Source organism: Thalassoglobus sp. (genome assembly GCF_048270125.1).
GTDB lineage: Bacteria > Planctomycetota > Planctomycetia > Planctomycetales > Planctomycetaceae > Thalassoglobus.
This window is the reverse complement of sequence record NZ_JBLWTN010000006.1, coordinates 131,625-156,716: the sequence shown is the minus strand read 5'-3', so window position 1 is coordinate 156,716 and position 25,092 is coordinate 131,625. Positions and strand designations below refer to the sequence as shown.

Here is a 25,092-nt window from a genome sequence, read left to right as displayed (position 1 = left end):
GTTAAGTTCCTCGTTGCAGATTGATGCGTTGTTCAACAGTTCTCATGAGAGTCCGAAGCGTGCGTGAGGCGGCGTCGTAGCGACGTTGCACAGCGATCAGCTCAACAAGCTCTTGCACAGGGTGGACGTTTGACTTCTCGAGACTCCCTTGTTGGAGTCGAGTGTTCTGAACATCCAACTGGGTGATCTCTGAACCGGAATTATCGGGATTTCGAAACAGGGTGGTGCCGACGTTGACCAGTTTTCCATTGTCTTCAAACTGGACAATCTTGATTCGCCCTAGTTCAATCTGATTTGCAGAGACTCGCCCAGCTTGATCAACGACGACATCTTCAACTGTCGTGTTGATTGGCAGGGTCATGGGGCCATTGGTTCCCTGAACCGTTCGACCATCTTTGGTGACAATGTTTCCCAGCTGATCGATCGTGAACGAACCGTTGCGTGTATAGAGTGGTTCGTCTCGTTCACCGATGACAAAGAACCCTTCTCCTTGAATTGCAATGTCTAATGGACGGGCTGTTTGTTCGAGCGGTCCGGATGTGAAATCGTGAGACTCCTCCAGGCCGCGAGTTCCGGCTGACGAGCGGGCAATGAGATCAGCGGTGGTCTCTTGCAGGCTGTCGTCGAACGTCCCTTGTGTCAGCTGAGTGCGGCGATACCCGGGAATCTGCGAATGAGCCAGATTCTTTGCAATGTGTTCGTGCTGCCGCGCCGCACCGTCCATCGTAACGGCGGCTCCGTAAACTCCGTGAAGCATGATTGAATTCCTTTCCAGTCATTCACTTGAGCATTTGCACAGAGTGTGCCAGGGGCGAAAATGTTTTGCCTGACGAACCCTACGTATAACGATAAAGCTTGACGGTTTAATGACTTGTCGAGTTCGCTCCGGCTGTGAGCGGCGTAAAGTTCAGTCTGATTCCCGGAAGAGCTTTCCACGCAAGGCGGAAAATCTTTCGACTGGATCATGCTCGACTCATCTTTGAATGTTCCGTCCCCACTGCAGTTGAGTTCTTGGAAAAAGTACACTTCCGTCGTAGTGGAGCAGGCTAGAGCATCCTTCGAATTGGTTTGCAGGTTCTGCCTCGTGGCGAACAGTATTTTTACTAGAACCAGTCCGAAATCTCTGGAATCACCGTTTTTCTCAATGCTTGAGAGAGCAATTTCAGGTTTCAGGATCAGTTCTAGAGAAATGCGTCCTTCACGGGCACACGGTAGAGCAAACTGCTCTATCTGCTGTGCGTTGCTTCGTTTTCTCTTGCCAGTTCTTCGATTGCGTGTTTCTACGCAAGCGTGAGGAGAAGGACTCTTCGCTCGTTTCAAACGTATTCTGCGTCCATTTTGCCTCATCGGAAAAGCTTCCCAGATCGATAAGACCGGTAAGTCTTAACGTCCATCGAAACGTCAAACAGGACTCGTTTCAGGGGCGTCAGAAGATCAGCAATGAATTTGATTGAGAGTGCAAAGTTGAAGGTTGAGAGTGTCTCAACACAGGCTTTTCTTGACCTTCGATTTCCAACTCTCCGTCACTTCTCCCGAAGCGTTCATGATTCAACGAGATCAGAAGGTGAACCAGTGAATCAGAATATCAGCGATGAGATCCAGGAGGATGTGGTTCCGAAGGAATCTGGGATCGGCTTCCTCACTCTTATGATTTTTTTTCTCGTAGCCGCCGCTGCAGGGAGTGCCGTTCCTTTTATGCTCCCGAATTTGTTCGCACCAGAGACCCATTCAACAGTGGGCACTTCATCGGCAGGTGGCGATGCGATTTCAGTGAACGACATGACCTATGTCTCCTTCGGTGAGTCAACGGTCAACCTCGATGAAGGACGGATGAACCGGTACCTGCGATTGAAGATGTCACTTCAGGTTAAGCAGAAAGATAAAGAGAGGCTCGAGGATTTACTTGAGAGGAAAAACCTTGTCTTGAGAAACTGGTTGCTCAGCCATCTCTCAGACAAGACTTTAGACGAAATTCGCGGCAAAGCGGGGCAGAACATGCTTCGCCGAGAAATCCGCAACCACTTCAACACAACCTTATTTTCAGACGGACATGATCGTATCTACGACATTCTGTTTGAAGAATTCAATGTTCAGTAACGCAAAGGGCCTCGCAGTAATGTTTGAGAGACTCGATTTCCAAACACCCCGTCGCCCGAATGCTGGTTCAAGCCGTGTCCTTCAGCAATGGCATGCAGAAATTTGCACTCGCACACAGGAACGATGGGAAACTCTGATTACGAATGATTTTCAGATTAGTCCACAATCGATGGAGCCAGTGACAGAACATCGAGCCATGCAAGAGTTACCCGCGGATGGTGTTGGAGTTCGGATCAGCCTGGGTGTCTCTGGCATTCCATCCCTGGTCGTCGTTTCAGGACGACTGGGACGAGTGCTTGTCGAGTACGTTTTGAATATTCAAGGTGACGATTGGCCTAAGCCTACTCCCTTTTCACCAACGGAAATCGCCATTCTCGAAATCCTGTTCGAGAATATCTCTGATGCCATGAGCGAGAGCTGGCCCGGAACAGAACCGATTCCCAGTATGTATCAGGAGTTCATTGAGAAGCCCCGTCGTGCGCGAATGTTTGCCCACGGCACGGACTTGCTCGTCTCGAAAATGCGCATCAAATCGGGTTATGGAGAAGAAACTTTACACTGGCTGATGCCAAAGCACGCCCTCGAAGATCAGATCTCTCAGGAGTTCACCACTGTTCTGCCAACTTCTGAGCGTGATCTCACAGCTATGGTCGCTGCTACAGAAAGCATTCCGAAAGAAATCATGGTGGAGTTGGGATCAGCAGAACTCAAGATGTCCGAGATTACAGAACTTAGTGTCGGTGACGTTTTGCTGTTGAATCAATCTGCATTTCAGCCACTGATTGCTTCCATTGATGAACACCCGAAGTGGAGGGTCACCCCGGTCACCGTTGGTCCTCGGCTTGGGTTTCAAGTGGTCGAAGCGATTGATGATTGATTTGGTTTCGAATCAATCCAGAAATGGCAAAGTCTTGCGTCATTTCCTTTGAGTTTAGAACCAATACGGCAACCTCTCGAAAAGTCACTTTTCTCAGTGTTTGAGCGAGAAGATTCAGGTTTCAGGCTTAGTTCCAATTATTCCAGAAGCATTCAAAATTTAGTGAGTCCGTCATGACAGATCAGCAGCAATTTGATGAGAACATCAAAAAGGTATCCATCGACTCAACTGAATCGACCGACCCTGCGGAGAGAGGTGAAGAATTCAGCCCTGCTCAAAGTCGTGTTGATCTCAATACAGACGACAAGACTGAACAAGTTGCTTATGCGGTCGATTTTCCGGCAGCGGTCCCCCCATCAACGCCCCCTGCAAGTCTTCCTCTCCAGCGTTTCTACGACGTCAACGTAACTGTCTCCGTGGAGCTGGGACGGACTGAACTCCCACTCGGGGAGTTGCTTCAACTCGGCCCGAAGGCTGTTGTTGAATTGAATCGGAGTGTCAGTGAGATGGTTGATGTCATGGCACAAGGGATCCGAATCGCTCGGGGAGAAGTGGTCGTTGTTGAGGATCGCTATGCCGTGAGGATTACACACATCGAAAACTCACACAGTCGCGAGGCTGAGTAATTGCCGCCTGAGTAGATTTGTACTGAGTACAACCGGTCCGAACGCATTTGGGAATGAGTGTTTCCTCTGTAGATGAGAGGTCCTACTCAGGTTGATTGCCCAGCTTTTCGCTTCTTCTTTCGTAAGAATATTCACGAATCCGGTACGCCATCATGTTCAGGTTGACAGACAAATTGTGTTGGGCATGCATGCTCCTTCTCGGAGTCGAAACAACTCTCGTTGTTGGAGCGGAGGTTGAAATAATGCCTGCTTCGGAATTCAACGTTGCACAAACGCAGACTATTCGAAATGTCGAACTCTGGTATGGCTCACAACTCTCAGAGCCTGAACTTCCGACAGTAGAGTGGCTTCAAGACGAAGAGATGAACTGGAATCAGACCTTCAAATCGATTGCTGAATTCACATTGCCCAAGACTGAAACAGCACCTGGAGCTGAAGCAATACCCACGGTCAGAGGCGATACTCCGCCAGAGAAGCGAACTCCAGAGCAAACATTCAAACAGGAGATTGCTGCATCGACTTTTGCGTCTTCTGCCAACTTCGCGGACCCACTCGATTTCGAACTTTGGAATTTAGTGAAATGGACCTGCGTCGTCTTATTCATCGCTGGCCTGTCGACTTATGTCGTACGCATGAAGCAAGGTGCGATTCTACAGAAGTTGAACATGACTGATCAGAAGAAGCTGAAGACAAACGAGTTGACACATCTCTCGACGCTCTCGGTTCACCAGAACAGCCTGCTGCATTTAGTAATGCTTGGAGATGAAAGATATTTGATCGCCACCGACCCGAGCGGAGTCAAGTCAGTCACCCTTGTTCCGAACTGGAACCTGGATGAGAACAAAGACCTGGACTCCGGTGAAGTGACATCAGACGAAGAACTCCCGCAGACTCTCGCAATCTCAGAGGTGAGCTGAAATGCAAAGCACACAATCCGAATTGGTTTCAGAAGTCTTGCAGACCGAAGCGTTTCAAGAACTCTCGCCACAAATCAAAGTTGCAATTTTTCTGGGCGGGCTGGCGTTTTTGTCATCAGCACTTGTGACAATGACAGCCTTCACCCGCATCGTGATCGTGCTTTCTTTCGTTCGGAGAGCACTTTCGACTCAGGAAATTCCGCCGACTCAGGTCATTATCGGGCTCTCCCTGTTCCTCACACTGTTCGTCATGGCCCCGACTTTTCAGGCGATTGAGCAGCAGGCTGTCATGCCTTACCTGCACGAAGAAATTTCAAGCAGCGAAGCAATCCAGAACGGCTCGCAGGTCCTCAAGTCGTTCATGATCACGCAAACCCGCAAGCAGGACATTCAGCTTCTCCTCGACCTCGCTGAGCTAGATTCAATCCCATCACCCGAAAGCATTTCGATGCACATTCTGGTTCCGGCTTTTGTCATCAGTGAACTAAAAACCTCATTCATTATGGGGTTCTGTATTTACCTTCCGTTTGTCCTGATCGACTTGGTGATCTCGGTGATCCTTATGGCTTTGGGAATGATGATGATGCCTCCGGTCGTGATTTCGACTCCGTGCAAACTTTTGTTGTTTATTCTGGTCGACGGCTGGAATCTGATCATTCGGGCACTCAGCTTAAGCTTCGGATGATCTGTTCAATGGCTTTCAGAGTTTGTCGTATCCGATGAAGGCCACTGTTCTGGCTATAAAAACTGCTCACCGCGGAACAGAACGTAAAGAATAATCCTCGATTTGCTCTAGTCGCTTTTGAGCCTACACCTCATGAATCAGCCACAGAACAAAATTGATCTCGGTCTCTCGAAAAGCGAGACACTCCTTCCGATCGGGTTGTTGGGTGTGCTCGTCATCATGCTCATTCCGCTGCCAGGCTTCATTTTAGATTTATTACTTGCAGGGAATTTGGCGCTCACGATTCTTCTTCTGCTAGTCACCATGGGAGCAAAGCGAGCGCTGGACTTGTCGGTCTTCCCATCTCTATTGCTGTTGTTGACTTTATATCGCCTCTCATTGAACGTTGCGACGACGAGATCGATCTTACTTTCAGCAAATGCTGGCAAGCTTGTTGAAGCGTTTGGAGATTTTGTTGTTGGCGGAGATCTAGTCGTCGGGCTGGTTGTCTTTCTGATTCTGGTTGTGATTCAGTTTGTCGTGATCACCAAAGGAGCCGGCCGCATTTCCGAAGTTGCCGCACGATTCACGCTTGATGCACTTCCGGGGAAACAGATGGCGATTGATGCCGAACTGAACGCCGGGGCAATCGATGAACAAACTGCCAAGACACGACGTGAACAGCTTGCACAAGAAACCGAATTCTACGGGGCCATGGACGGAGCCAGTAAATTCGTACGTGGTGATGCCATTGCCGGAATGATCATCACCGCAATCAATCTTGTGGGCGGAGTCATTCTCGGAATGACCCACGGGATGAGCATCATTGAATCGTTAACACGCTACTCAGTCCTGACGGTCGGTGATGGTCTCATTTCGCAAATTCCTGCTCTGATTATTGCAGTGACTGCAGGAATTTTAGTTACCAAGTCAAACTCCGAAGAAACTCTCAGCGAGGAACTGGAGTCACAACTCTTTCGAAATCGTCGCCCGTTGTGGATCGGAGTCATCATTCTCGTTTTCCTGGCGTTGATGCCCGGGATGCCCAAGTTTCCTTTTCTGACACTCGCAATCGCGTTAGTCATCTCATTAACTTCTCGAAGCGTCAGCAAACCGGGTGATCTGCAAACTCCCTCAGACACCCCCGATTCCGACGCACCACCCGAGCCCGAAGACGATCCCGGAGATTTCTTACTTCGCGATCGTGCTACGATCGAAGTCGGTTCAAGACTGGTCCCATTAATGAATTCAGGTCGCGGCAAACGCCTCGCCGAACGCATCACGACCCTCCGAAAAGAGTTCTCTCGCGAAAGAGGACTTTGGATTCCGCCGATTCGTGTGAGATCTCAAATTCAGATGGACCCGCAGAGCTACCGGATCCAGATCGCTGGCCGCGTTGTTGCCACAGGTCAACTTATTCCAGAAAAAGTCCTGGCGATCCTTCCCGAAAACCCCGGAATTCAAATCCCGGGAGAGGAAACCCGCGAGCCTGCATTTCAACTCCCAGCGAAGTGGATTGAGCCCTCGCTTAGCCAGCAAGCCGAAAGCCATCGCTATACCGTTGTAGATCCATCGAGTGTATTGATCACTCATCTGGGAGAGGTTTTAAAACTGCACGGACACGAACTCCTCACTCGAGAGACCCTCAAGGAACTTCTGGATCGAGTGCGAGAATTTGCTCCTGTCATCGTTGATGAACTTCGCTCTGAGTCGGTCCGCATGGCTGTATTACAGCAAGTACTCCAACAACTGGCAGAGGACGGTGTCCCGCTCTCCGATTTAGCACACATCTTGGAGTCCATTTCCAATCACAGTTCTCAATTGAAAACTGCAGATGACTTAACTGATGCAGTGCGAGCCGATTTAGGGCGATTAATTTGCGACCGCTACTGCTTACCAAACGGCGACTTGCGAGTCCTCGCCTTTGAACCGCAACTCGAAGCACGCCTCAGGGAACAGGTCCGCGAACAACAACTCGCCGTCGGGCCAGATTCACTCGAAGCGATTCTCGAACAGATTCAAACTGCCTGGAAGAACTCTCAACGTGCGGATCAGCCATTGGCCTTATTGGTCGACCGTGTTTTGCGACGACCCTTGAGAAAACTGTTTCGCCGCTCCGCTCCGCATTTGGGAGTGGTCGCGTATCAAGAAGTTCCGGGGGATCTGGGAATCGATCCCGTCGAATTTATTCCTTATCGGAATGTTTTTCCTGAAAACGTTGGCATTGGAGATCCTGCAGTTCCAATACCCCGGAGTGAGGGTGAAGGACTTCAGAAGAAGGCAGGGTGAGTAATGTTGGAAATCTGGAGCATCCATGAGGAAACGACTTTGTCAGGATTAAAACCGAACGCGATGAGGCAGAAAGCCAAAGGCATTTCAACATGCTCATCAAGTCACTCCCAAAATCTGACTCATCAAGAAAGCGTACTCGCCAACGTTTACCGAATGAAATCATCAGCATGAATACGAACGTCCCCAAGAATTCGAATGTGCAAATCGGCATGGCTGTCGGACTGCTTGTTGCCTGTGCGATGACATTACTGAGTGTTGTTTTCGGGCTTGAGCCTGAGGTTGTTTTGTTCAGAGCCCTCTTGGGGGGCGGCGGCACCACGATTCTCTTCATTGGAATGGCTTCGATGGTTTCACTTGTGTTTGAAGACGAGGACGAGTTTTGACCGAGTCGCACTAACAAAATCGGAGAATTTTGAGTGTGCGAATGCCCATCGTTTTCGCAGTTTTGTTAGTGCATCTTCAATGATTGATTCCCAGGAACAACAAAGATGATAAGAGTGATCGGCAGGAGGGGGACGCATGGATGCGGGACTCAGAACTTATCAAAACATCAATGACCAACAGGCCCGTGAGCGACTCATCGTTTCAAACCTTCATTACGTGAAACATGTGATCGGGAAATTGTTGCTGGAACTCCCCGGTTCCGTCGATGTGGAGAATCTCGAAGCATCTGGAGTTCTGGGATTGGTCGAAGCAGCGAATCGGTTTGATGCAGACAAGGGAGTTGCATTCAAGACTTTCGCCTATTCGAGGATTCGAGGAGCCGTTCTGGATGAACTCCGGAGAAACTGTCCTGTTCCCCAACACGTTTTGCAGAACTGGTCGAAGATCAAGGTCGCAGTTCAAAGAGGCGAACAAACATTAACCTCTGAACAGATTGCAGAGATGACAGACCTTTCAGTCGAAGACGTCGAGAAGTGTCTCGTCGCGATGCGTATGAATTACCCCGAAAGCTGGAGCGAAGAACTCCTCCCATACACAAGACGCTCCGACAACTCAGCACAAGAAGAACAGTCGGAGCATGAGCAGCAACACGTTCTTGCCAGAGCGATTGAAAAACTCGCTGACCGTCCACGTGCGGTAATCACCTTGTACTACCTCGATGATTTGACACTCAAGCAGATCGGTCAGGTTCTCGGGCTCTCCGAGTCCCGGGTCTCACGCATTCTGACAAAAACAGAACTGCAACTAAAACAAATGGTTCACCGATAGTGTTTTCGAATCGGTGTTTGAGTTCGTTCACATGGCGAACTACCTATGAAGTCATTTAAGTGAACTTCACGGGCACCACGAGCATTGAATCCGCTCTGAAAACTGAACTCTCGTTTTTCGTATCGAATTAAAATCCATTTTACATCAAGTGAGGTGTCCGCATGACGCGCAGCCAACCTTCCGCAATCGTTCGCGCAGATCGAGTCAAAATCGATCCACGTAAATTGCTCGTCACCGAGCAGGAACAGACTTCTCCGAAAGTGATTGTTCATCGCGATAAGGAGTTGATCCAGTCAATCGAGATTCAATGCTCGTGTGGAAGTCACGTGGTTTTAGACTGTGACTATGGCTCTGAGCCTTAAATGGACAAGGTGAAGTGATCACCGACAGTCCGATCTGCCCAATTGAGAAAGATGCGTTCTGAAGAGACGAAACGAAAGATGCTTATCATGCAAATCAAACATCGTTTGCTGTTCGTTGCACCATTACTGTTCGGAGTGTTGGCCGGGTGCGGAACCATCTCACGTCAACTGGATCCTAGTTGTGACGTTGTGGTCAATTCAGACTCTCGACCGGGATCAATCGAACTTAGCCCTAAACTTGCTACTGAAGATTTCACAATCATTCCCATTCCGCTGAGGGAATACGATGAGTTTCCCCGGCCCTGTCGCCGAAGTGAAGCGTCGAGTTTCCCTCCGATCAATTCAAACGTCGCCCAGGTGGAATGGAAATCAAACTCGTCAGAAATGAAAAGTCATCAGACATCGAAGCCAACACGGACAATTGCTAATCCGATCCCACAAGTTCAATCCGATAGAAGCGGGACATCGACTATTTCAACCTCGAATCGAACGCTCACTTTCATTCCACCTGATCCTGTTCACTGCCTGCCATTGCTGACTGACCTGAAACAGAAAACGGAGTCCAAATCTGCGGAACTCGAGCAGCAGTTGTCGGACTTGGAGAAAATCATTCAGGAGAATGATCGTGCACTTAAAGAGATGGCTGAAGCGCTCAAGCTTTCGAACAATCGTATTGAGAACCTCAAGTCAGATGTCGACAAATACCGCAGCGATCTCTTGAATCTGGAATCCTCGATCGAGCGTCAACACGCCGAGGACTTGAAAATGCTCGACTCACTTTCACATCAACTCGGAAATCTCCTCGATGATTCGTCCACTATTGCAAGGTAAGTCACCATAGTTCAATAAGTCCGGGCGAATGCTCAGGTTACCCACACCGATATCGTGGTGAAACTCAGACCTTCGAAAACCCGCTCAGGTAGGGAAGTGTTGTTTTTTTCTCTTCGATCGCGGGTTTGTTTTCGAGGAGTTGCGACAAGAAGTCCCATTGTCCAGAGACCAGCGAAGTTCGTGCACTTTCCGGAATTGTCACTGCGAATGAAGTCTCACCGTATTTCACTTGGCAGATTTCAAGGTCGACGATAACTTCAAGGCTCGGATCTGCTTGAATCGCTTTACTGAGAGTTTCAAGGTCAGCCCGTTCTGCACAGACTGCAGGGACTCCGAGTGATGTGCAGTTTCCGAAGAAGATCTCAGCGAACGATTCCGCGATGACCGCCTGGATTCCCCAACGCATCAGCGACTGAGGAGCATGCTCCCGCGAAGAGCCACAACCAAAGTTGCGACCACTCACAAGGACGTTGGCTTCTTGGTATTGCGGTTGATTAAAAGGATGATTTTTGTCCTGCAAACGATCATCTTCAAAGGCGTGCTCACCAATCCCCTCGAAGGAAACACAGCGAAGGAAGCGGGCCGGAATGATGCGGTCCGTGTCGATATCGTCCAACAACAAAGGAATTGCTTTTCCGGAGACAGTTTGAATCTGTTTCATTTGAAAACCTGTGTATCTAATGTCTTGTTTATAGGGTGGCCAGCTGAAAATGAATGATCAATAATCTGTAACTCTAACTCATTATCCCGAGCCACCTCGGCGGGAGACTCTGGCCCCGGACTGCTGGACGATCACACTTTCACGCTCTCCAACTGACCTGACACATCAACTGCGAGCAAGGTGCGCTCTGTGTGCCGTAGATAGCTGTAACAAAGGTATGAACAGCCTACCATGCTTGCTGGCGATGACCGGCAGCGATGTTTTGCGTGAAGATTATTGAGCGAGGATTGAGCCTCATCCACATGATTCACATCAAGCCAGAGCTGTATTGTACTCACACAACCTGGAAGTGGTACTCAACAACAGGTCCGTTTTTTCAATTGCGAAACAGTACGAGCATCAAGACGCAATAGGCCTGTGATACGCCGCCATAATTTGAACCTTGGAATTCATAGAAGCGGCAAAAGACTGCAATCAAGTGAGTGCTTGTGGAGAGTAGGAGGCAGGCACTGGAACTGGCAGGGGACAGAGAGACAAGCTATTAATTTCTCAGTCACTGAAAGTGACACAAAACGACACATCCAGTTCGGAAGAAAATCGAAGAATGTAGTTCGATCTGATCAGAACATTGAAAAAGAAAAATGAGTCAAAGCGCAAAAAAACGACCACTCAAAGAGTGGCCGTTTCATTGATTTCATCAGGCTTCGCAAGAGAAACTAGGCAACTTTACGCCGACGTCGATAAGCCAAAGCCCCAACAATCGCTGTCCCAAGAAGAATGAACGACGAAGGTTCAGGAACAACTGGTCCAGATGCCCCTTCAGTGTCTAGACTGAATACCAACTGTTGACCTTCGCCTCCAGGGTTGATTTGCCATTGAGGCTGGGCAATCGATACCGTCTTCTCGTAAAAACCATTAACCATTGACGACGACTCATCCCAAAACCAAGAGGTCGGAATTGTCGTATTATTATAGATCGAAATCATATACGACATCCCCCCACTCACCATGTCAGTGCCTGGAAGCGTTGCTGTGTAGAGGTATTGGTTCTGTCCTCCAACCTGGCTGCCCGTTGCGACTCTCGAATCAAGCGATGTACCAGCGTCTGATCCAATATTGTAATTGAAAATTGTTGACGTGGTCGATGGATTCGTGTTCGATTGAATATTTGAGCCCGTAACTGTCGTTAGTTGGATCGTAAAATCATCAGCAGGAAGGCCGGACGCGTAGTGACCAATCCACTGAATCGTCTTCACTGGCCCACCAGTCACAATGTCAAAAAACACACCAGCGTAATCAGTGTCCGCATTGTCACTTTTGATGCCAGACATGCCATTAGGGCCGAAATTTGAGAAAATCGGAGCAGCGTCTGCTTCAAGAGATAATCCAAAACTAGAAAATATTACCAAGCAAATTGCACGCAAACTCATCCGGATTCTCCAATTCTGAAGAAATTTCCAACGTTGGGAAATATGTACTTGAGGTTATTATATTAATCAGTGAAAAGTCTCGAAACAACAGTAGTAAGAACAATTTGTTCCAAAATGCAAAATTACATCGAGATATTTGTTCTGGATTTCAACTTACAGTGGTTTAAGCCACCTCTGAGAAATTGTTTTGTTCGTGGTATTCAAAGTCAGGTGGTGGATTCTTGCTGGAGTCTGCAGTCTTGGAGGGAGCGTCCTTTCCACGGTATCGGTGATTTGCTGGTGACTCGCCAAGCGTCTCCAACCTTTCTGGTAGACTAGAGGAGCTTATTCGTCATTGCCGAACTGGTTTCTCATGTGTTGCATTTTGTCCATGATTTTTAAGTTAATCCACCTTGCTCAACTGAGTAATCGTAGTAGGTGCAGCTCATCACCACTTCTTCAAGGCTTGGCAAGCCCCTTCGAGCTTGCCATCATTAGTTCTCCAGGAAAATAAATTGAAAGTTTAATTCGCATCCTCTCAGACTGTTACAACGTTCTTCTTTCGTGGGTGAAGAACTATCCGCGACAGATGTCCATAAGCCCAATGCCCATCAGCGATCACCAACTTCGGAGAGACTTTCGTGCCTCAGTTCGTAAGATCCATGAGGAGTTTGCTCCGACCATTCTGAATCGCTGATAGCTCAGGCTTGCCTGCCAGCATTCTCTGCTATGGTTGTGAGCATTTTTGTTTCTTTCAGCGTCGTTTCCGAGTCTGGTCTTCTGGAAGCCGAGCGACCCTTTGATAAGAGACTCGCCGCAAAAGACTCACGCTCATGGCGACTGCTGGAACCGCCTAACCTTCCATCGCGATGATTGAGATTTGCATTCTTATCACTCGCAAATTGGCATTCATCCCAGCCGATTCAGTTCATCTAATGGCAGCCAAGACTTCGCACATGTCTCACTCTTCATTTTTGAAGAAACATCGCAGAATAGTGGGGAACTTCAAACTTCAGATTTAAGAGAGGTTCGTGAAAGATGCTCTAGTTTAAAGTGAAATGCGTGTTTGAAACTTTCGAATAAAAAAACGACCCCTAAGTCAGGAGTCGTTTCAAGTTGGTCGCAAGCAATATTTCACATCAAGGAGAAGAGTCTGATGGTGATCCAACAATCTGGGCTCCATTATTGTCAAGCCCTCCGTCTATAAGAACGCAGGTTCCGTTAGTGATAAATCCACCCTGAGAACCAGCATCCGAGGCATCACAAAAATCGGCCTCATCGTCAAACACTGTTCCCGCTGTACTACTAGCGTGACCCGTGATGTCAGAAAAAGCATAACTCTGGTCCAGTGCAGAAATTGCATCAGCAACATCGGCGAGTTCTGTCACAACCTGATCGCGAATTGTGGTCAAACCAACAAGCATTCCGATGACCAAAATAGTTGCGATGATCACCAGCTCTGTTGAGACTACGAATCCCGATTCATCTCGTATTAAATTTGTGAACATCATGTTGTCCTTAGTATCAACGGCAATTGATGTTAAGGTGCGAATGAAGCCTGTTTGGCTTCTACTTAACACCCAAACAGGTAGTGGGTGGTACACCACCCACTACCTTCGATTCAAGAAAATCCTGAATTAGCTTTAGATGCTGTCAGAAGCTTCTGCGATAGTCTGGGCACCGTTCTGCTCGGATACACCGTTGTCGATCAGCACGCAAGTACCAGATCCAGCTCCAGTTCCTTGCTCGCCACTGTCACTCACGTCACAGAAGTCTGCTTCATCGTCAAAAACAGTACCGGCTGTACTTGATGAGTGTCCGGTGACGTCTGAGTATGCGTAGCTTTGGTCGATTGCTGAGATTGCGTCTGCAACGTCGGCGAGTTCGGTTACAACTTGGTCACGGAGTGTTGTTTGACCAACGATGAGTCCGATGACGAGGATAGTTGCGATCAGAACGAGCTCAGTTGAGACGACAAAACCGGCTTCGTCTTTCAAGATTGCTTTCAACATAGTTCTTTGTCCTTTTTTTCTTTTTCTATTCTTTATCATGTTTACTCTTGGTGGTTCACCGCTGCAGACAGTTCTTCACCTCGCATCGCCGGCAAGTGATGCGGAAAAACTCTAAGGCAATCGGCGTGCCAAACGTGTTCAAGAACTGAAACACGTTTGTTTATGCAGGTTTACCCGGTTTAACATGCTGTTTCAGGACTTTGACGTGTCACCGGCTGATTACACCGGTTTACGGTTCAAAGGACAAATGGTTTGCAGTTCACGTGTTGTACACGGATCAGCTGTGCAAACTGTTGAGAGGATGGCAGATAGGAGAATTCGCAGGACCGGAATCAGAGAGGATTGCCCCGCAGTTGATCTGCGGGGGCTTGCCCTGGGTTTTGAATCTTGAAGTTAGCTGAAGAAGACGGTTTCAGCCGTTTTTCGGAGAATGGCATCTTTGTCAGCTGCTGATAGAAAATCGATGCGATTCTGGATCAGAGCGATGGAGTCTCCGTAGGTGTTTGGTGAGGTTAACTGATACGGACAGTCGCTGGCCCACATGAGCCGATTGGCTCCGTAGGCATCGTACAGAACGCGGATCATTGGCGTGAGTTCATCGTGAGGCGGTTGTTTCTTGCCGAGTGCGTAGTAGGCGGAAACTTTGACGTAAGTGTTGGGGAACTTTGCGAGATCGGCGAGTCTTTTCAGGTCTTTTGAGTCGATTTCTCCGTTGATTCCGATACGTGCAAAGTGGTCGATCACGACTGTTGTATCCGGATATTTTTCACAGAAGTGGTTGACCTCAAGTAAATCTTCCGGATTGATGAGTGGGCACATGGCAATCCCGATTTTCGGGCCATGCTTCCACATCGCGTGCATCCCTGGACTGTCTCGCCATTTCTTGACGTTTCCATCGCCGGGCCGGATTCGCAATCCGCGAATTCCAAGTTTGCGGAGTCTGTCCATTTCTTTGGTGGGAGATTTCCCCGCAGCGTCGATGCATGCGACGCCGGAATATTTTTTTGGTTCCTTTTGAATTGTGTCGGTGATGTACGAGTTGTCTTTTCCGTGATAAACGTTGTGCTGAATGAGGACGACCTTGGTGACCCCGTGCGGTGATGCAACCGCCATGAGCTCTTCAGGAGTGAAGGTGCGAGGTTTAAGATCCTCGACTGTTTGCCCGTTTTGGAGCGGGTGATGAGCGATGTCATCAGTCCAGATGTGGGAGTGCGCGTCGATGATTTCCTGCTTTTTGTTCTTTTTTTCCTCGGCGAAAAGGCCAGAAGAAATCGATGCAGCTGCGACGGCAACTGTGCCGGCCTGGAGGAATTGCCGACGGTCGAAATGGTGGGTGTTCTGCATGTTGGATCTCCAAATGCGGCATTCGTAAAGAGCAACCGAGGTGGTTCTCAGAGTGGGCCGCTGGTTGAGGGGCAATGGATTGACATTCAAGGAAAAATCATTGGTCGCGTCGTCGTTACCGGTTTCCCAGCCTCTATTTGAGACGCTTGTTCATAAACTTGAGTTTTGAGGAGATTGGGAAGATTAATTGCGATCGGGGACTCGCGTCTCCCATCGATTCTCCTTTATTGATCTGTTTGTGAGTATCTCAATCGAACCTGAAATGAGCAAGTTGCGGACGAGGGATGTTCTCGTTTGACTGGCAACTGCTAAACTTGCTGAGTCGGTCGGCACTTTGATAATCCAATTCGCAAATCATGGTCTATTTCATTCTTCCTGCATCAGATTTGGTAGTGACATTTGGCAGCGTTGTTCGGCGGCGTTGTTCGGCAGCGAACGATGGTCGGGCGAGTGGACTTGTACTATTCAAGAGAATCGTGAAGCCGCGGAAGGACTCGGGGCAGTCAAAAAATTTGAAATAGACCACTTTGCCGAACTGTTGGTAGCCTCTCGACAGCCTTGGAGTTTATTTTTGACTTCAATTCGCATCATGTTTTTTAGATGAATACAGTCCATTCATGAACTCTCGATTTCAACACTGTTCCGATGTGATCGTTCGGTTAACTGAAGCGATCGATGCTTTGGAGCGTCGGATTGCCTCGTTTGAGCTTCCGCCGTTAAAGGATCGCGAGTGGTTTGAATTGCTTCAGGAAAAAGTACGACCGCAGTTGGGAAAAGATTCGTTCCTGATTGTTGCTGTGGTCGGGGGGACGAATATTGGCAAGTCTGTTTTGTTCAACCATATTGCTGGCGGACGACTGAGTGCGACCAGTCCGATGGCCTCTGGGACGAAACATCCAACAGTGCTGTTTCCAACAGGTTTTGAAGGCTCGCACAATATCGAAGAACTCTTTCCCGGATTTGAACTTCTTCCGTGGGCCGATGCCGATCAGGCCTTGCGAGAGGATGATCGGCACTTGTTGTTCTGGCGAGAAAGCGAGTCACTGCCGAGCAACTTAGTGGTTCTTGATACACCGGATGTTGACAGTGTCGCAGAGGTGAATTGGGAGCGGGCGGATAAAATTCGGAGAAGTGCGGATGTGCTGGTCGCTGTTCTGACTCAGCAAAAATACAACGACGCCGCTGTGAAGCAATTTTTCCGGAAAGCATCGCAGGAGAGCAAGTTCGTCATTGTTGTCTTCAACCAGGTTTTGCTCCCTGATGACGAAGAGTACTGGCCTTTGTGGATGCAGACGTTTCACGAAGAGACCAAAATTCACCCTCGTTTGTTGTATCTTGCTCCAAATGATCGTCGAGCTGCTGAAGAGAATGTATTACCTTTTTATGAACGATCCTGGCCGCAAGAGGGAAGCGTTTCCGACTCAACGTCGAGAGACTTGTTGAAAGATCTGTCGGAGCTTCGCTTTTCCGAGATCAAGGTTCAAACGCTTCAGGGGGCATTGCAAAGTCTCTGCGATATCGAGCGTGGGATTCCCGGATGGTTGAATGAAATTGGCCGAAGAGGTTCTGATTACGAAGCAGCCCTCGAACTGATGTCCTCTCAGCGGTTGGTCGAAGTCGATCATTGGCCGACGTTGCCGAATGCAGTGATGATTCGAAAAATCCGGGAATGGTGGAGTGAGCAACGCGAAGGCTGGTCGGCGAAAGTTCATGGCTTCTATAACAAGTTGGGGGCGGTTGTCACTTACCCCATTCACATGCTCCAGGAAAAGAAATCTCCAGAAGACTCTCCCATTTATCAGTATAAGGTTCGAGAATGGGAAACGATTTTGCAGGCACTTGATAAAACATTCGAGAAACTGACATGGCTGCGAGATTTGGGAAATCCACTGCTGAGTCCTCGACTCACAACTTTACTTTCCGGAAACGCTCGTCATGATTTGATCGAGAAGGTTCGGGCAGAACATGCTTCCGTCGATCTGGAGACAGAGCTTTCGGCACTTGTGCAGGAGCAGTTGGCACGGTTTCGAACGGAAAGCCCGCAGTCGTATCGATTGTTTCGTCGTATCGACTCTGTCGCTGCCGCAGCACGCCCGGCAGTCAGTGTGGCACTGTTCATGACCGGAGCCGGTCCAGTCGGAAACGCTTTGTTCCCGGCCGTTGCAGATTCGGCAATGCAAGGGGCACTGCACATTGCTGGAGATGCCGTTGGAGGAACGGTGATGACAGCAGTCGGAGATAAAGTTCTTACTGAAGGAGCTTCAACGAGCGCCGGGTACCTGGAAGCGAGGTTTCGTCAATTGCATTCCCAATTCACAAAGCAGCGAGCGGGATGGCTCGCGCAGGAATTAGAGAAGCATCTGTTCGGAACTCTTCCCAATGAGCTTGCAGCTTCGTCGCAGATCTCCCAATGCCCTGAATTTCAACGGGTTGATCAGCTTGTTGAAGAACTTCGCCGTGTCGCAACCGAACAAAGCTAATTGACGGCTTCGAGGCAGGGTGACTTCGGGGCAGGGTGGCTCATCCCGAAAAAGTTAACTCTCGTTGAAATTGTTGCGGAGTTGTCTCTGGAGGGATTCGTTGATCTGTTTGGGGTTTCCAGATGAATCCAGAATTCCGGCGTGAGGGAATCGGTGTGGAACTTCATCGCTGAACTGTCTGAGGAAGACGCCAGTGACAGCAGGTTTCGCCATTAAGAGCGGGATGACTTGTTCCATCCACTCTGCTTGCAAGGCTTCTGACCAAACATCGCGCAGTGCATTGTTCACAACAGAAACTTGTGGACTGGCGAGCGGGTCATGGCTGGCTAATGATGGACAGCAAAGGTTCACGTGAATTTGTAAGCCGAGTAAGCTCCAGGTGTCGATGAGTTTTGAGATGGACAGCATGTCTCGAGTGAAGCATGCACGGTGGGAATAGCCAACATTGATGTCCAGACTCACTCCTGACAGCCCGACGTTCGAGCGGATCAGGGCGTCGACAAATTGATAAGGAGAAAGGCGGTGAGCACCTTGTCGTTGATATTCGCCCCAAGGCTGTTCAATTCGTACAAAAAATTGAGAATCACTATCGGTTCGAATCGCAGCTTCCAGGGTTCTGGCGACAAGCGACAGGCATTGCTCTTCGTTTAAGTCGAGCGCTCCACCGATATTCCCGGCTGAGGTCACTTCCCAGATTCGCACAATACCGGTATAGCGAGAAATGACTGTGTCGACGAAATCGCAGACAAAGCTGGCCAGGTTCAAGAAGTCGACGGCCCAGCACTTCAGCCATTGTGGAAGACCTCCCGGTTCCAGATTGATAAGTGGTCCACCTCGTGTGATGAGTTTGTTCTGAGAGCAAAACGCGATGAGCTCATCAGTCAATTGCCACTGATAGTTCCCTTCTTCAGGCTCGATGTCGATCCATTTCATGGGGACAGAAGCGGTATTGAAGGTCTTCAGGAAAATGGAGGAACCGGTTGGTGAGAGGACCGCAGAATCCATCGAGGCGCCGAGGAGAGAAGGCGCATGACTAGACGTCCGGTTGATGCTTTTCATCCTTTGATCGACATACGCATGGCTGAGGATGTCAGCAGCTTCACATGCTTTCTGGATAGAAGTTTGGGCAGATTTGGTGCACTCATCGAGGTCGTGCTGAGTTGTACTTGCGTGGGCGAATGCTTTGAACGCCTGCTTTTGTATCTCACGAAATGAGTTGGGAATGGTCATTCTCGCCATCTCCCACGCAGACCACTGGTCACGCACCTGAGCGAGTTTTCCACGGGCCAGTTCGAGTGACAGGATATAAGGTTCGTCCCGTTCCCGCAGAGAAGTTGTCGTTAAGACTGGTCTACCGATTCCATCGACCGGCCAGGGGACGCTGACCTTACCGCTGTCAGAGAAAGAGCGTTGACAAGAAAATATCCCGTCGCGGATTTCGGTGCGGGTCGGAAAAACTCTTCCATCAAAACCGGTGATGTAAGCTAATTCTGACTCCGGCCATTGACTCAACAGTTCAGGAGGATGAACAACAAATCTCATCACTCCCATGTTGTTCCCCTGTGGACAATGTTCGTCTCCCACCCAAAGAACTGGATGGAAAATTCTCGCTGACTGCGTTTGAGTTTCGGTGAATGATAGAAGGTGTGATGATAGTTCGAAGCGAAGTTTCCATCAAGAAACGCAACAGAATTGCTTCGTTGGGGAAAAAGATTTCTCGAAAGAGGTTGAATAAACATCTCCCGTTGTTTTGAATCCTTCACAGCTTGTTTGGGAATCGTTGCCACTCAGTTATCTGTCGAGTGGCCGTTTGTTCAGTGTCGTAAGGCCGGATGAATTACACGAAGTCACAGGCACAAGAAGCGCGAAAGTATTGTAGAACTGGTCTTAAAACTTGCTGTTCACATCTCTGGTACAGAGAAAGGTTGCGATTCCATAGGTCTTGAGACTGATTCTAGAAGATGACTTCGATCTCCAGATTAAGGGAGCGGCGCGTCAGCTGAATTGGGATTTTTGCTCCAGAATCGTGCCCCGATACGCTCTCTTTTAAGTCGTCGATCGTCTCAATTGTCGTCTCGCCGACTTTGTGGATGATATCCCCAGGTTGGAGCCCGTTGTTTCCGGCAACGCTTCTCGGGAGGACTCTCTTGATTTGAAGTCCCTTCTGGTTCGGAAGCGAGTTGACGACGACTCCGAAGCGGGGGGGAGTATCGCCCGGTTGATCGAGCAGGTCTGCGAGCCCGGTACTTGCGAGCATCCCCTCTTCTGTCGCTCCCGGGGAGAGGGGAGTTTCGGTTGAGGCAAGTTGAGCAACGATGTCGGTCACACAACGAGAAATTTTTCGCATCCCCTCGATGTTCAACAAGTGAGAGTCATCGGCAGGACGATGGTATTGCGGGTGGAAACCCGTGAAGAAGTGGAGAACGGGAATGCCACGTTCGTAGAAGACCGCGTGATCGCTCGGCCCATAACCGCTTGAGCGTCCCGTTACATTCAAGCCTTGCTTCTCTGCAGAGGGTAAGAGAATACTATTCCATTCCTGAGCTGTCCCGACTCCGTAGACAGTCAGCTCTTCACGTAACCTGCCGACCATGTCCAGGTTGACCATTGCGACAGTCTCCTTAAGTGGGACGGCAGGGTCACGGATATAGTGTTTACTGCCGAGCAGGCCGAGTTCTTCAGCTGTGAATGCGATGAAAAGGACGCGGCTTTTTAATTGATCCCGTTTCGTTGCGAGTTGGCGAGCCACTTCCATGATGATGGCTGTTCCCGATGCGTTGTCGTCGGCACCGTTATGAATTGCTCCATCGGCTCCCACTGCAAGTGAACCCCAACCGTCGCGCCCCAGATGGTCGTAATGCGCACCGACGATAATTGTTTTTTCTGGCATCGCACCATTCGGTTCAATCGAAGCGAGGACGTTTCGCACCGACCGGCCTGATCGATTTCGTGCGACCTCAAAACCTATTTCAAACCCTTTGACATCGCGAGAACGTGGTCGAAGGTCGGAATCGATCTGTATTTCGATATCTTTGAGTGTCTCCATTCCGAACTCTTGCAGGACTTCATCCAGCAGCGACTGACGGCAATGAATGACCGGAATTGTGATGTCAAATGCGTCTTCGGAAAACTCAACTTTCAAGAGATTACTTGAGAATGGATCGTCCTCAGCAGCGGCCTCAGATTTGGAGTGAGTGTCGCACAGAATGACCGCAGTTGCACCATGAGCGATTGCGTTTTGGATTTTTGTGTACACGGGGGCGTACCGCGAAGCTTCGGCCCCATCGAAAGCACTGTTCTCATCGTTTTTTTGTGGTTCGTGCCGCAAGATAATGACAGCTTTCCCAGAGGCCCGAATGCCAGCATAGTCGTCATATCCAAGTTCAGGAGCGGTGATTCCATAACCAGCAAACACAACTGGGAGTGTCATCGTTCCCATTGTTGTTTTCATCAGCGAAGAAAAATCGACGTTCGGTGTCAGCAGGTATTTTTCGTTGTTCTTGCGGTTGAACAACACTCGCTGAACGGCACCGCGACGCGATCCGTTCAACAACTGGAACTCCTGATACGGTGTGCCAGAGTACCAGGCTGAGTATAAGCCCGCTTTTTCGAATTCGCTGGCAATGTATTCTCCAGCGAGTTCAAGTCCCTTTGTTCGAATTCCTCGGCCTTCGAGTTCGTCGGACGAGAGGTACTCTGCATCGCGACTTAAACGTTGTTCAATCGCCTGGTCTGTCAGGTCGAGTTGCAGGACCTCAGCATGAAAGTCACCTGGTCGGTCAAGCATCTCGGACGGGGTGACAGGGGCTTGCCGAGTCTGTTTCTGTTGCGGCTTCGTTGTTGACTGCTTGTTAGCGGCCTTTTCGCGAAGTGCTGCGAGCTCTGAATCGAGTTTGTCTTTCTGGGCACTGAAATCTTCCAGAAAAGTGAGGCTTTCCAGTTCATCACTTCCAGCAGAGGCATAGCGGAAACCGAGCCAGCAGAGACCAGTCAGTCCGATCACCATGAGGAAACCGGTCAGTAGAAAGCGTTGCGAGCCCTGCTGATTCGGAAGGTTATTCTCGGGTGAAGTGTGGGCGTTCATAGGACTGGTCTTTTATCTGTACTTTCTAAATGTCTGGCATTGGGAGGCGCAAACTCAATGTCTGAGTGCTATTAAAAATTGGATAAGTGATCGTCATTTCAGAAGTCAATGTGAGTGAATTCTGACTTATTTACTAGAGCAGTATGCTCTGACATTTACCCATGTAGGACCGGTTTGACTAATAAAATTGCTGTTCGCCACGTGGCGGAACCCAAACATCAATTCAAAAAATGCAGTAGAGTGTATCATGACCCGGCTGAAAATCGTGAGCGTTCCTTTTTGAGCGACTCTTGTTGTTGCGGTGTTTCGTTTTGTTCCTTTGCAAAGAAAACGAAACGGCGACAGAGTGTGAAATTGGCGAACATTCCCGCCACAATTCCAACGAGTCCGGCAATCGTTGGAGAGTCGGCAAACATCGGGACAGTTGTCCATAAAAGGGTTGCGACTGACCAGTTTAACGCTGCTCCGGTTAAGCTTGCCATGCAAAATCGCACATACTCGCTGCCGATGTTGGTTGTCGTTCGGTCATGAAAGGTGACCTCCCGATTCAAAAGGAAATTCCAACTCATTGCGATCCAGATTGCGACAGCCATCGCAACCGGGGCCAACATCGAAAACTCAAGCAATACCGCCAGAGCTGCCAAATTGATAAAAACGCCCGAAAAGCCGACCATCCCAAAACGGAAGAACCTTGTCGCTTCGGGCCATTTGAAATCGTACAGTTTTGAGAGGTGTTTCAGGTAGTTGAGTTGTTCTTTGAATGAAAGCTTGCTTTCGCCAAATTGCCGGTCAGAAAAGTGAATCGGAACTTCTGCAACCTTTTGGCAGTAGCACTTCACGATGAGTTCCAGCCCGATTTTGTAGCCTACGGGATCGAGTGTTTCATACGCGGCCTGAAAATCAGATCTCCGCAGTGCGAAAAAGCCAGCCATGGGATCTTTCGCTGATGTCAACGGTTTTGCCAGACCAGTCGCGATGATGGAGTTCAGCCAGCGAAAGACTCCCCAATCGTCGTCTGTTGATCCCCCTTCAACATACCGACTTCCTATGACGAAGTCAGTCTTTCCATCGCTGAATGACTCAATCATTGATGGAATCGCTTCAGGCGGGTGAGACAAATCTGCATCGATACACAGCAGAAACTCCGACTGCGCAGCCTTCATTCCGGCAACGACGGCACTTGCTAGTCCCCGCTCCTTGGTGCGTACGATCAGGGTTAACGGGTGAGTCTGGGCAAGAGACTCGCAAACCTGAACGGTCTCATCCTGGCTGTTATCGTCGACAACAATCACTTCCCAATCGATTTTTGAGGAATCGAGGGTCGCTGAAATTCGTTGAAGCAGGTGCGGTAGGTTTTCCGCTTCATGAAATGTTGGGACAATGATTGAAACTTTTTCGGCCACGTTTTCCTCGCATCAATGAGATTCTACTGTGTGCCATTGCCGCAAACGTCATGCCATCTCAGGCAGAGTTACACTCTGAAACAATTCGAATGTTCAGTGTTTCAGTCTGTTAACAACGGATTCCCCTTCTTTTTCTCATCGGCAGTTTTTTTGCAACAGGCTTGGACAAAACAGCAGGAGGGAAGAAGAAAAGCCTGACCGCTTAAAACACTCATCGAGACTTCCTAGACCTCCCATTTTGTTTAATCTTCCATTCTGTTACAGTCGTTAAAATTAGTGTAAACGAAAAGTTTCGCATTTCCGGAGCGGGAATTGCAGCGCTAACGATTGTGACCACCATGCGGGATGCAATTTTGGAGTTGTCGATGAAGAGTGCTATTGCCTTTGTAAAGGATTTTGAGGTCTTTAGTTCCATTCTTAGGGAGCTGAAACGATACAATTTAAACTTGAAGTCAGTTTCAACTGCTGACGACGCGATTGAAGCTGCGAAGGAAGAGGATAACCCACTAATATTCCTGGACTTACGGTCGATTCATGTCGACCCTGAAGTTGATGGGCTGATCAAGCGGCTCGCGGAAAATGAAATCGAGGGTGTCTCTGTTGTTGTCATTTCAGGCCGGCATATTCCTAAATGGTGCGCCGCTGAAGCCGATTTGATTGCCAGTTGTTTCGTCCAGTTTCGCAGCAATGGAGAACTGGTTGAGCTACGCGGTGGATCGCTACACCTTGTGATCTCAGGGGAATCTCGGAAGACGATTCCGGTTATCCATCGTCTGGAAGGGACCGATGTTAACCTGCAAACCCGTGAGCCAAAGTTCTTTCAGGCGATTGATGATATACGTCGAATTGCTCACCGAAATGTCACCATCTTGATTGTGGGGGAGACTGGGACTGGTAAGACCACACTCGCGAGAATTATTCACGAACGCTCTCCCCGGCGAGATCGACCGTTTCAAAACCTCGCCTGCGGGGCTCTTCCGTCTGATATCATTGAAAGTGAATTATTCGGACATACCCGCGGAGCATTTACGGGTGCTGATCGTAATAAGATGGGGCGGTTCCAGGCCGCCGGGCAGGGGACACTGTTGCTGGACGAAATCGATGTTTTAGACGTCAAACAACAAGCGAAACTGCTTAAGGTGATCGAAACGGGCGAGTACGAAATGGTCGGATCGACCGAACCACGACGTGCCGAAGCTCGCCTGATTGTGGCATCGAATGTGAATCTCGAGGTGATGGCAGAAGCGTCAAAATTTCGCTCTGACCTCTATTATCGATTAAGTGTCCTTGAGTTTCGTCTGTTGCCATTACGGGAACGTGTTGATGACATTATCCCTCTGGCGATGCAATTCGTTCACGAATGCTGTCTCGAACATGAAATCGAAATTGATTCTGTCGACTTCGATTTTCTGGATGTTCTGCGAGACTATCACTGGCCGGGCAATATTCGAGAGCTCAAAAACCATATTCGCCGAGCCGTCCTTTTCTGTGAGAACGGAAAGCTGACGGTCAACGACCTTTCACCGAAGCTTGTTCAGTCGCAATTCGAGCCATCGCCGATCGCGATGGAACTCAAGCAGAAGACTTCTTTGGCTGAACAAGTCGCACAAAATGAGCGAGAATTGCTGGTGCAAGCGTTGAACGCCAATGACAATAACCGCACTAAAACTGCCAAAGCTCTCGGGATCAGCAGGGTCGGCTTGTACAAAAAATTACGCAAGCATGGACTCGTCGAAACGCAAACGACCGAGGTGGGTTAGAATTCTGGTCGGTTCGAGCTTTGTGAGGAATCTACTGAGCTGAAGTTGCGCCAGTATTGTG

General features: G+C 49.2%; 21 protein-coding genes. 12 read left to right on the top strand and 9 right to left on the bottom strand.

Annotation, left to right across the window (positions count from 1 at the left end):
• Nucleotide 1: 1 nt before the first annotated feature.
• Nucleotides 2-757: a flagellar hook-basal body protein gene (locus ACN0YR_RS09700; RefSeq protein WP_417849013.1), complete on the bottom strand. Its 756-nt coding sequence runs from the start codon at nt 755-757 to the stop codon at nt 2-4.
• Between the two features lie 815 nt (nt 758-1,572).
• On the opposite strand from ACN0YR_RS09700, the gene ACN0YR_RS09695 reads away from it, so the two are divergent.
• The 10 genes from ACN0YR_RS09695 (at nt 1,573) to ACN0YR_RS09650 (ending at nt 9,878) form a co-directional block, all read left to right on the top strand.
• Nucleotides 1,573-2,097 carry a flagellar basal body-associated FliL family protein gene (locus ACN0YR_RS09695; RefSeq protein WP_417849012.1) on the top strand — a complete coding sequence of 175 codons (525 nt, stop codon included), beginning with the start codon at nt 1,573-1,575 and terminating at the stop codon, nt 2,095-2,097.
• Complete coding sequence (locus ACN0YR_RS09690; protein ID WP_417849011.1) at nt 2,087-2,974, top strand: FliM/FliN family flagellar motor switch protein; 888 nt, start codon at nt 2,087-2,089, stop codon at nt 2,972-2,974. The genes ACN0YR_RS09695 and ACN0YR_RS09690 overlap by 11 nt, the downstream gene beginning before the upstream one ends.
• A gap of 173 nt (nt 2,975-3,147) precedes the next feature.
• Nucleotides 3,148-3,600 carry a flagellar motor switch protein FliN gene (gene fliN, locus ACN0YR_RS09685; protein WP_417849010.1) on the top strand — a complete coding sequence of 151 codons (453 nt, stop codon included), beginning with the start codon at nt 3,148-3,150 and terminating at the stop codon, nt 3,598-3,600.
• 242 nt (nt 3,601-3,842) lie between these two features.
• The gene (locus tag ACN0YR_RS09680) at nt 3,843-4,517 is read left to right on the top strand and encodes a hypothetical protein (RefSeq protein ID WP_417849009.1); all 675 of its coding nucleotides are present in this window, start codon (nt 3,843-3,845) and stop codon (nt 4,515-4,517) included.
• Between the two features lies 1 nt (nt 4,518).
• A complete protein-coding gene (gene fliP / locus ACN0YR_RS09675; RefSeq protein WP_417849008.1) occupies nt 4,519-5,202 on the top strand; it encodes a flagellar type III secretion system pore protein FliP in 684 nt (227 codons plus the stop codon).
• Nucleotides 5,203-5,334: 132 nt separating this feature from the next.
• Nucleotides 5,335-7,470, top strand: a complete 2,136-nt coding sequence (locus ACN0YR_RS09670) for a flagellar biosynthesis protein FlhA (protein WP_417849007.1) — start codon at nt 5,335-5,337, stop codon at nt 7,468-7,470.
• Nucleotides 7,471-7,640: 170 nt separating this feature from the next.
• On the top strand, nt 7,641-7,856 hold the full coding sequence (locus tag ACN0YR_RS09665; protein WP_417849006.1) for a hypothetical protein: 216 nt from the start codon (nt 7,641-7,643) through the stop codon (nt 7,854-7,856).
• A 136-nt stretch (nt 7,857-7,992) separates the two neighbouring features.
• Nucleotides 7,993-8,685, top strand: a complete 693-nt coding sequence (locus ACN0YR_RS09660) for a sigma-70 family RNA polymerase sigma factor (RefSeq protein WP_417849005.1) — start codon at nt 7,993-7,995, stop codon at nt 8,683-8,685.
• Nucleotides 8,686-8,846: 161 nt separating this feature from the next.
• Entirely contained in the window at nt 8,847-9,047 is a 201-nt protein-coding gene (locus ACN0YR_RS09655) for a hypothetical protein (protein ID WP_417849004.1), read from the top strand.
• Nucleotides 9,048-9,134: 87 nt separating this feature from the next.
• Nucleotides 9,135-9,878, top strand: coding sequence for a hypothetical protein (locus ACN0YR_RS09650; RefSeq protein ID WP_417849003.1), 744 nt, complete (start codon nt 9,135-9,137; stop codon nt 9,876-9,878).
• 64 nt (nt 9,879-9,942) lie between these two features.
• Here ACN0YR_RS09650 and leuD read toward each other — a convergent pair whose 3' ends face one another.
• The 5 genes from leuD to ACN0YR_RS09625 form a co-directional block, all read right to left on the bottom strand.
• On the bottom strand, nt 9,943-10,539 hold the full coding sequence (gene leuD, locus ACN0YR_RS09645) for a 3-isopropylmalate dehydratase small subunit (RefSeq protein WP_417849002.1): 597 nt from the start codon (nt 10,537-10,539) through the stop codon (nt 9,943-9,945).
• A gap of 716 nt (nt 10,540-11,255) precedes the next feature.
• Nucleotides 11,256-11,870, bottom strand: a complete 615-nt coding sequence (locus ACN0YR_RS09640) for a PEP-CTERM sorting domain-containing protein (protein WP_417849001.1) — start codon at nt 11,868-11,870, stop codon at nt 11,256-11,258.
• A gap of 1,217 nt (nt 11,871-13,087) precedes the next feature.
• Entirely contained in the window at nt 13,088-13,459 is a 372-nt protein-coding gene (locus tag ACN0YR_RS09635) for a hypothetical protein (protein ID WP_417849000.1), read from the bottom strand.
• Between the two features lie 132 nt (nt 13,460-13,591).
• The gene (locus ACN0YR_RS09630; RefSeq protein ID WP_417848999.1) at nt 13,592-13,960 is read right to left on the bottom strand and encodes a hypothetical protein; all 369 of its coding nucleotides are present in this window, start codon (nt 13,958-13,960) and stop codon (nt 13,592-13,594) included.
• Nucleotides 13,961-14,353: 393 nt separating this feature from the next.
• A complete protein-coding gene (locus ACN0YR_RS09625; RefSeq protein WP_417848998.1) occupies nt 14,354-15,304 on the bottom strand; it encodes an amidohydrolase family protein in 951 nt (316 codons plus the stop codon).
• A gap of 617 nt (nt 15,305-15,921) precedes the next feature.
• Between ACN0YR_RS09625 and ACN0YR_RS09620 the strand changes: the two genes are divergently transcribed.
• Nucleotides 15,922-17,784, top strand: a complete 1,863-nt coding sequence (locus tag ACN0YR_RS09620; protein WP_417848997.1) for a GTPase — start codon at nt 15,922-15,924, stop codon at nt 17,782-17,784.
• Between the two features lie 54 nt (nt 17,785-17,838).
• Here ACN0YR_RS09620 and ACN0YR_RS09615 read toward each other — a convergent pair whose 3' ends face one another.
• From ACN0YR_RS09615 to ACN0YR_RS09605, 3 genes are all read right to left on the bottom strand, one after another.
• Nucleotides 17,839-19,326 carry an endo-1,4-beta-xylanase gene (locus tag ACN0YR_RS09615; RefSeq protein ID WP_417848996.1) on the bottom strand — a complete coding sequence of 496 codons (1,488 nt, stop codon included), beginning with the start codon at nt 19,324-19,326 and terminating at the stop codon, nt 17,839-17,841.
• Nucleotides 19,327-19,738: 412 nt separating this feature from the next.
• Nucleotides 19,739-21,868: a M20/M25/M40 family metallo-hydrolase gene (locus tag ACN0YR_RS09610; RefSeq protein WP_417848995.1), complete on the bottom strand. Its 2,130-nt coding sequence runs from the start codon at nt 21,866-21,868 to the stop codon at nt 19,739-19,741.
• Nucleotides 21,869-22,113: 245 nt separating this feature from the next.
• Complete coding sequence (locus ACN0YR_RS09605; protein WP_417848994.1) at nt 22,114-23,271, bottom strand: glycosyltransferase; 1,158 nt, start codon at nt 23,269-23,271, stop codon at nt 22,114-22,116.
• Nucleotides 23,272-23,636: 365 nt separating this feature from the next.
• Between ACN0YR_RS09605 and ACN0YR_RS09600 the strand changes: the two genes are divergently transcribed.
• On the top strand, nt 23,637-25,031 hold the full coding sequence (locus tag ACN0YR_RS09600) for a sigma 54-interacting transcriptional regulator (RefSeq protein WP_417848993.1): 1,395 nt from the start codon (nt 23,637-23,639) through the stop codon (nt 25,029-25,031).
• Nucleotides 25,032-25,092: the final 61 nt, after the last annotated feature.

Coding starts and splice junctions, on each gene's coding strand:
- ACN0YR_RS09635 (WP_417849000.1), bottom strand. CDS start 13,459: ATGATGTTCACAAATTTAATACGAGATGAATCGGGATTCGTAGTCTCA.
- fliP (WP_417849008.1), top strand. CDS start 4,519: ATGCAAAGCACACAATCCGAATTGGTTTCAGAAGTCTTGCAGACCGAA.
- ACN0YR_RS09680 (WP_417849009.1), top strand. CDS start 3,843: ATGCCTGCTTCGGAATTCAACGTTGCACAAACGCAGACTATTCGAAAT.
- ACN0YR_RS09620 (WP_417848997.1), top strand. CDS start 15,922: ATGAACTCTCGATTTCAACACTGTTCCGATGTGATCGTTCGGTTAACT.
- fliN (WP_417849010.1), top strand. CDS start 3,148: ATGACAGATCAGCAGCAATTTGATGAGAACATCAAAAAGGTATCCATC.
- ACN0YR_RS09640 (WP_417849001.1), bottom strand. CDS start 11,870: ATGTCTGGCATCAAAAGTGACAATGCGGACACTGATTACGCTGGTGTG.
- ACN0YR_RS09670 (WP_417849007.1), top strand. CDS start 5,335: ATGAATCAGCCACAGAACAAAATTGATCTCGGTCTCTCGAAAAGCGAG.
- ACN0YR_RS09690 (WP_417849011.1), top strand. CDS start 2,087: ATGTTCAGTAACGCAAAGGGCCTCGCAGTAATGTTTGAGAGACTCGAT.
- ACN0YR_RS09610 (WP_417848995.1), bottom strand. CDS start 21,868: ATGAACGCCCACACTTCACCCGAGAATAACCTTCCGAATCAGCAGGGC.
- ACN0YR_RS09665 (WP_417849006.1), top strand. CDS start 7,641: ATGAATACGAACGTCCCCAAGAATTCGAATGTGCAAATCGGCATGGCT.
- ACN0YR_RS09600 (WP_417848993.1), top strand. CDS start 23,637: ATGAAGAGTGCTATTGCCTTTGTAAAGGATTTTGAGGTCTTTAGTTCC.
- ACN0YR_RS09625 (WP_417848998.1), bottom strand. CDS start 15,304: ATGCAGAACACCCACCATTTCGACCGTCGGCAATTCCTCCAGGCCGGC.
- ACN0YR_RS09615 (WP_417848996.1), bottom strand. CDS start 19,326: ATGAGATTTGTTGTTCATCCTCCTGAACTGTTGAGTCAATGGCCGGAG.
- ACN0YR_RS09655 (WP_417849004.1), top strand. CDS start 8,847: ATGACGCGCAGCCAACCTTCCGCAATCGTTCGCGCAGATCGAGTCAAA.
- ACN0YR_RS09660 (WP_417849005.1), top strand. CDS start 7,993: ATGGATGCGGGACTCAGAACTTATCAAAACATCAATGACCAACAGGCC.
- ACN0YR_RS09700 (WP_417849013.1), bottom strand. CDS start 757: ATGCTTCACGGAGTTTACGGAGCCGCCGTTACGATGGACGGTGCGGCG.
- leuD (WP_417849002.1), bottom strand. CDS start 10,539: ATGAAACAGATTCAAACTGTCTCCGGAAAAGCAATTCCTTTGTTGTTG.
- ACN0YR_RS09630 (WP_417848999.1), bottom strand. CDS start 13,960: ATGTTGAAAGCAATCTTGAAAGACGAAGCCGGTTTTGTCGTCTCAACT.
- ACN0YR_RS09650 (WP_417849003.1), top strand. CDS start 9,135: ATGCAAATCAAACATCGTTTGCTGTTCGTTGCACCATTACTGTTCGGA.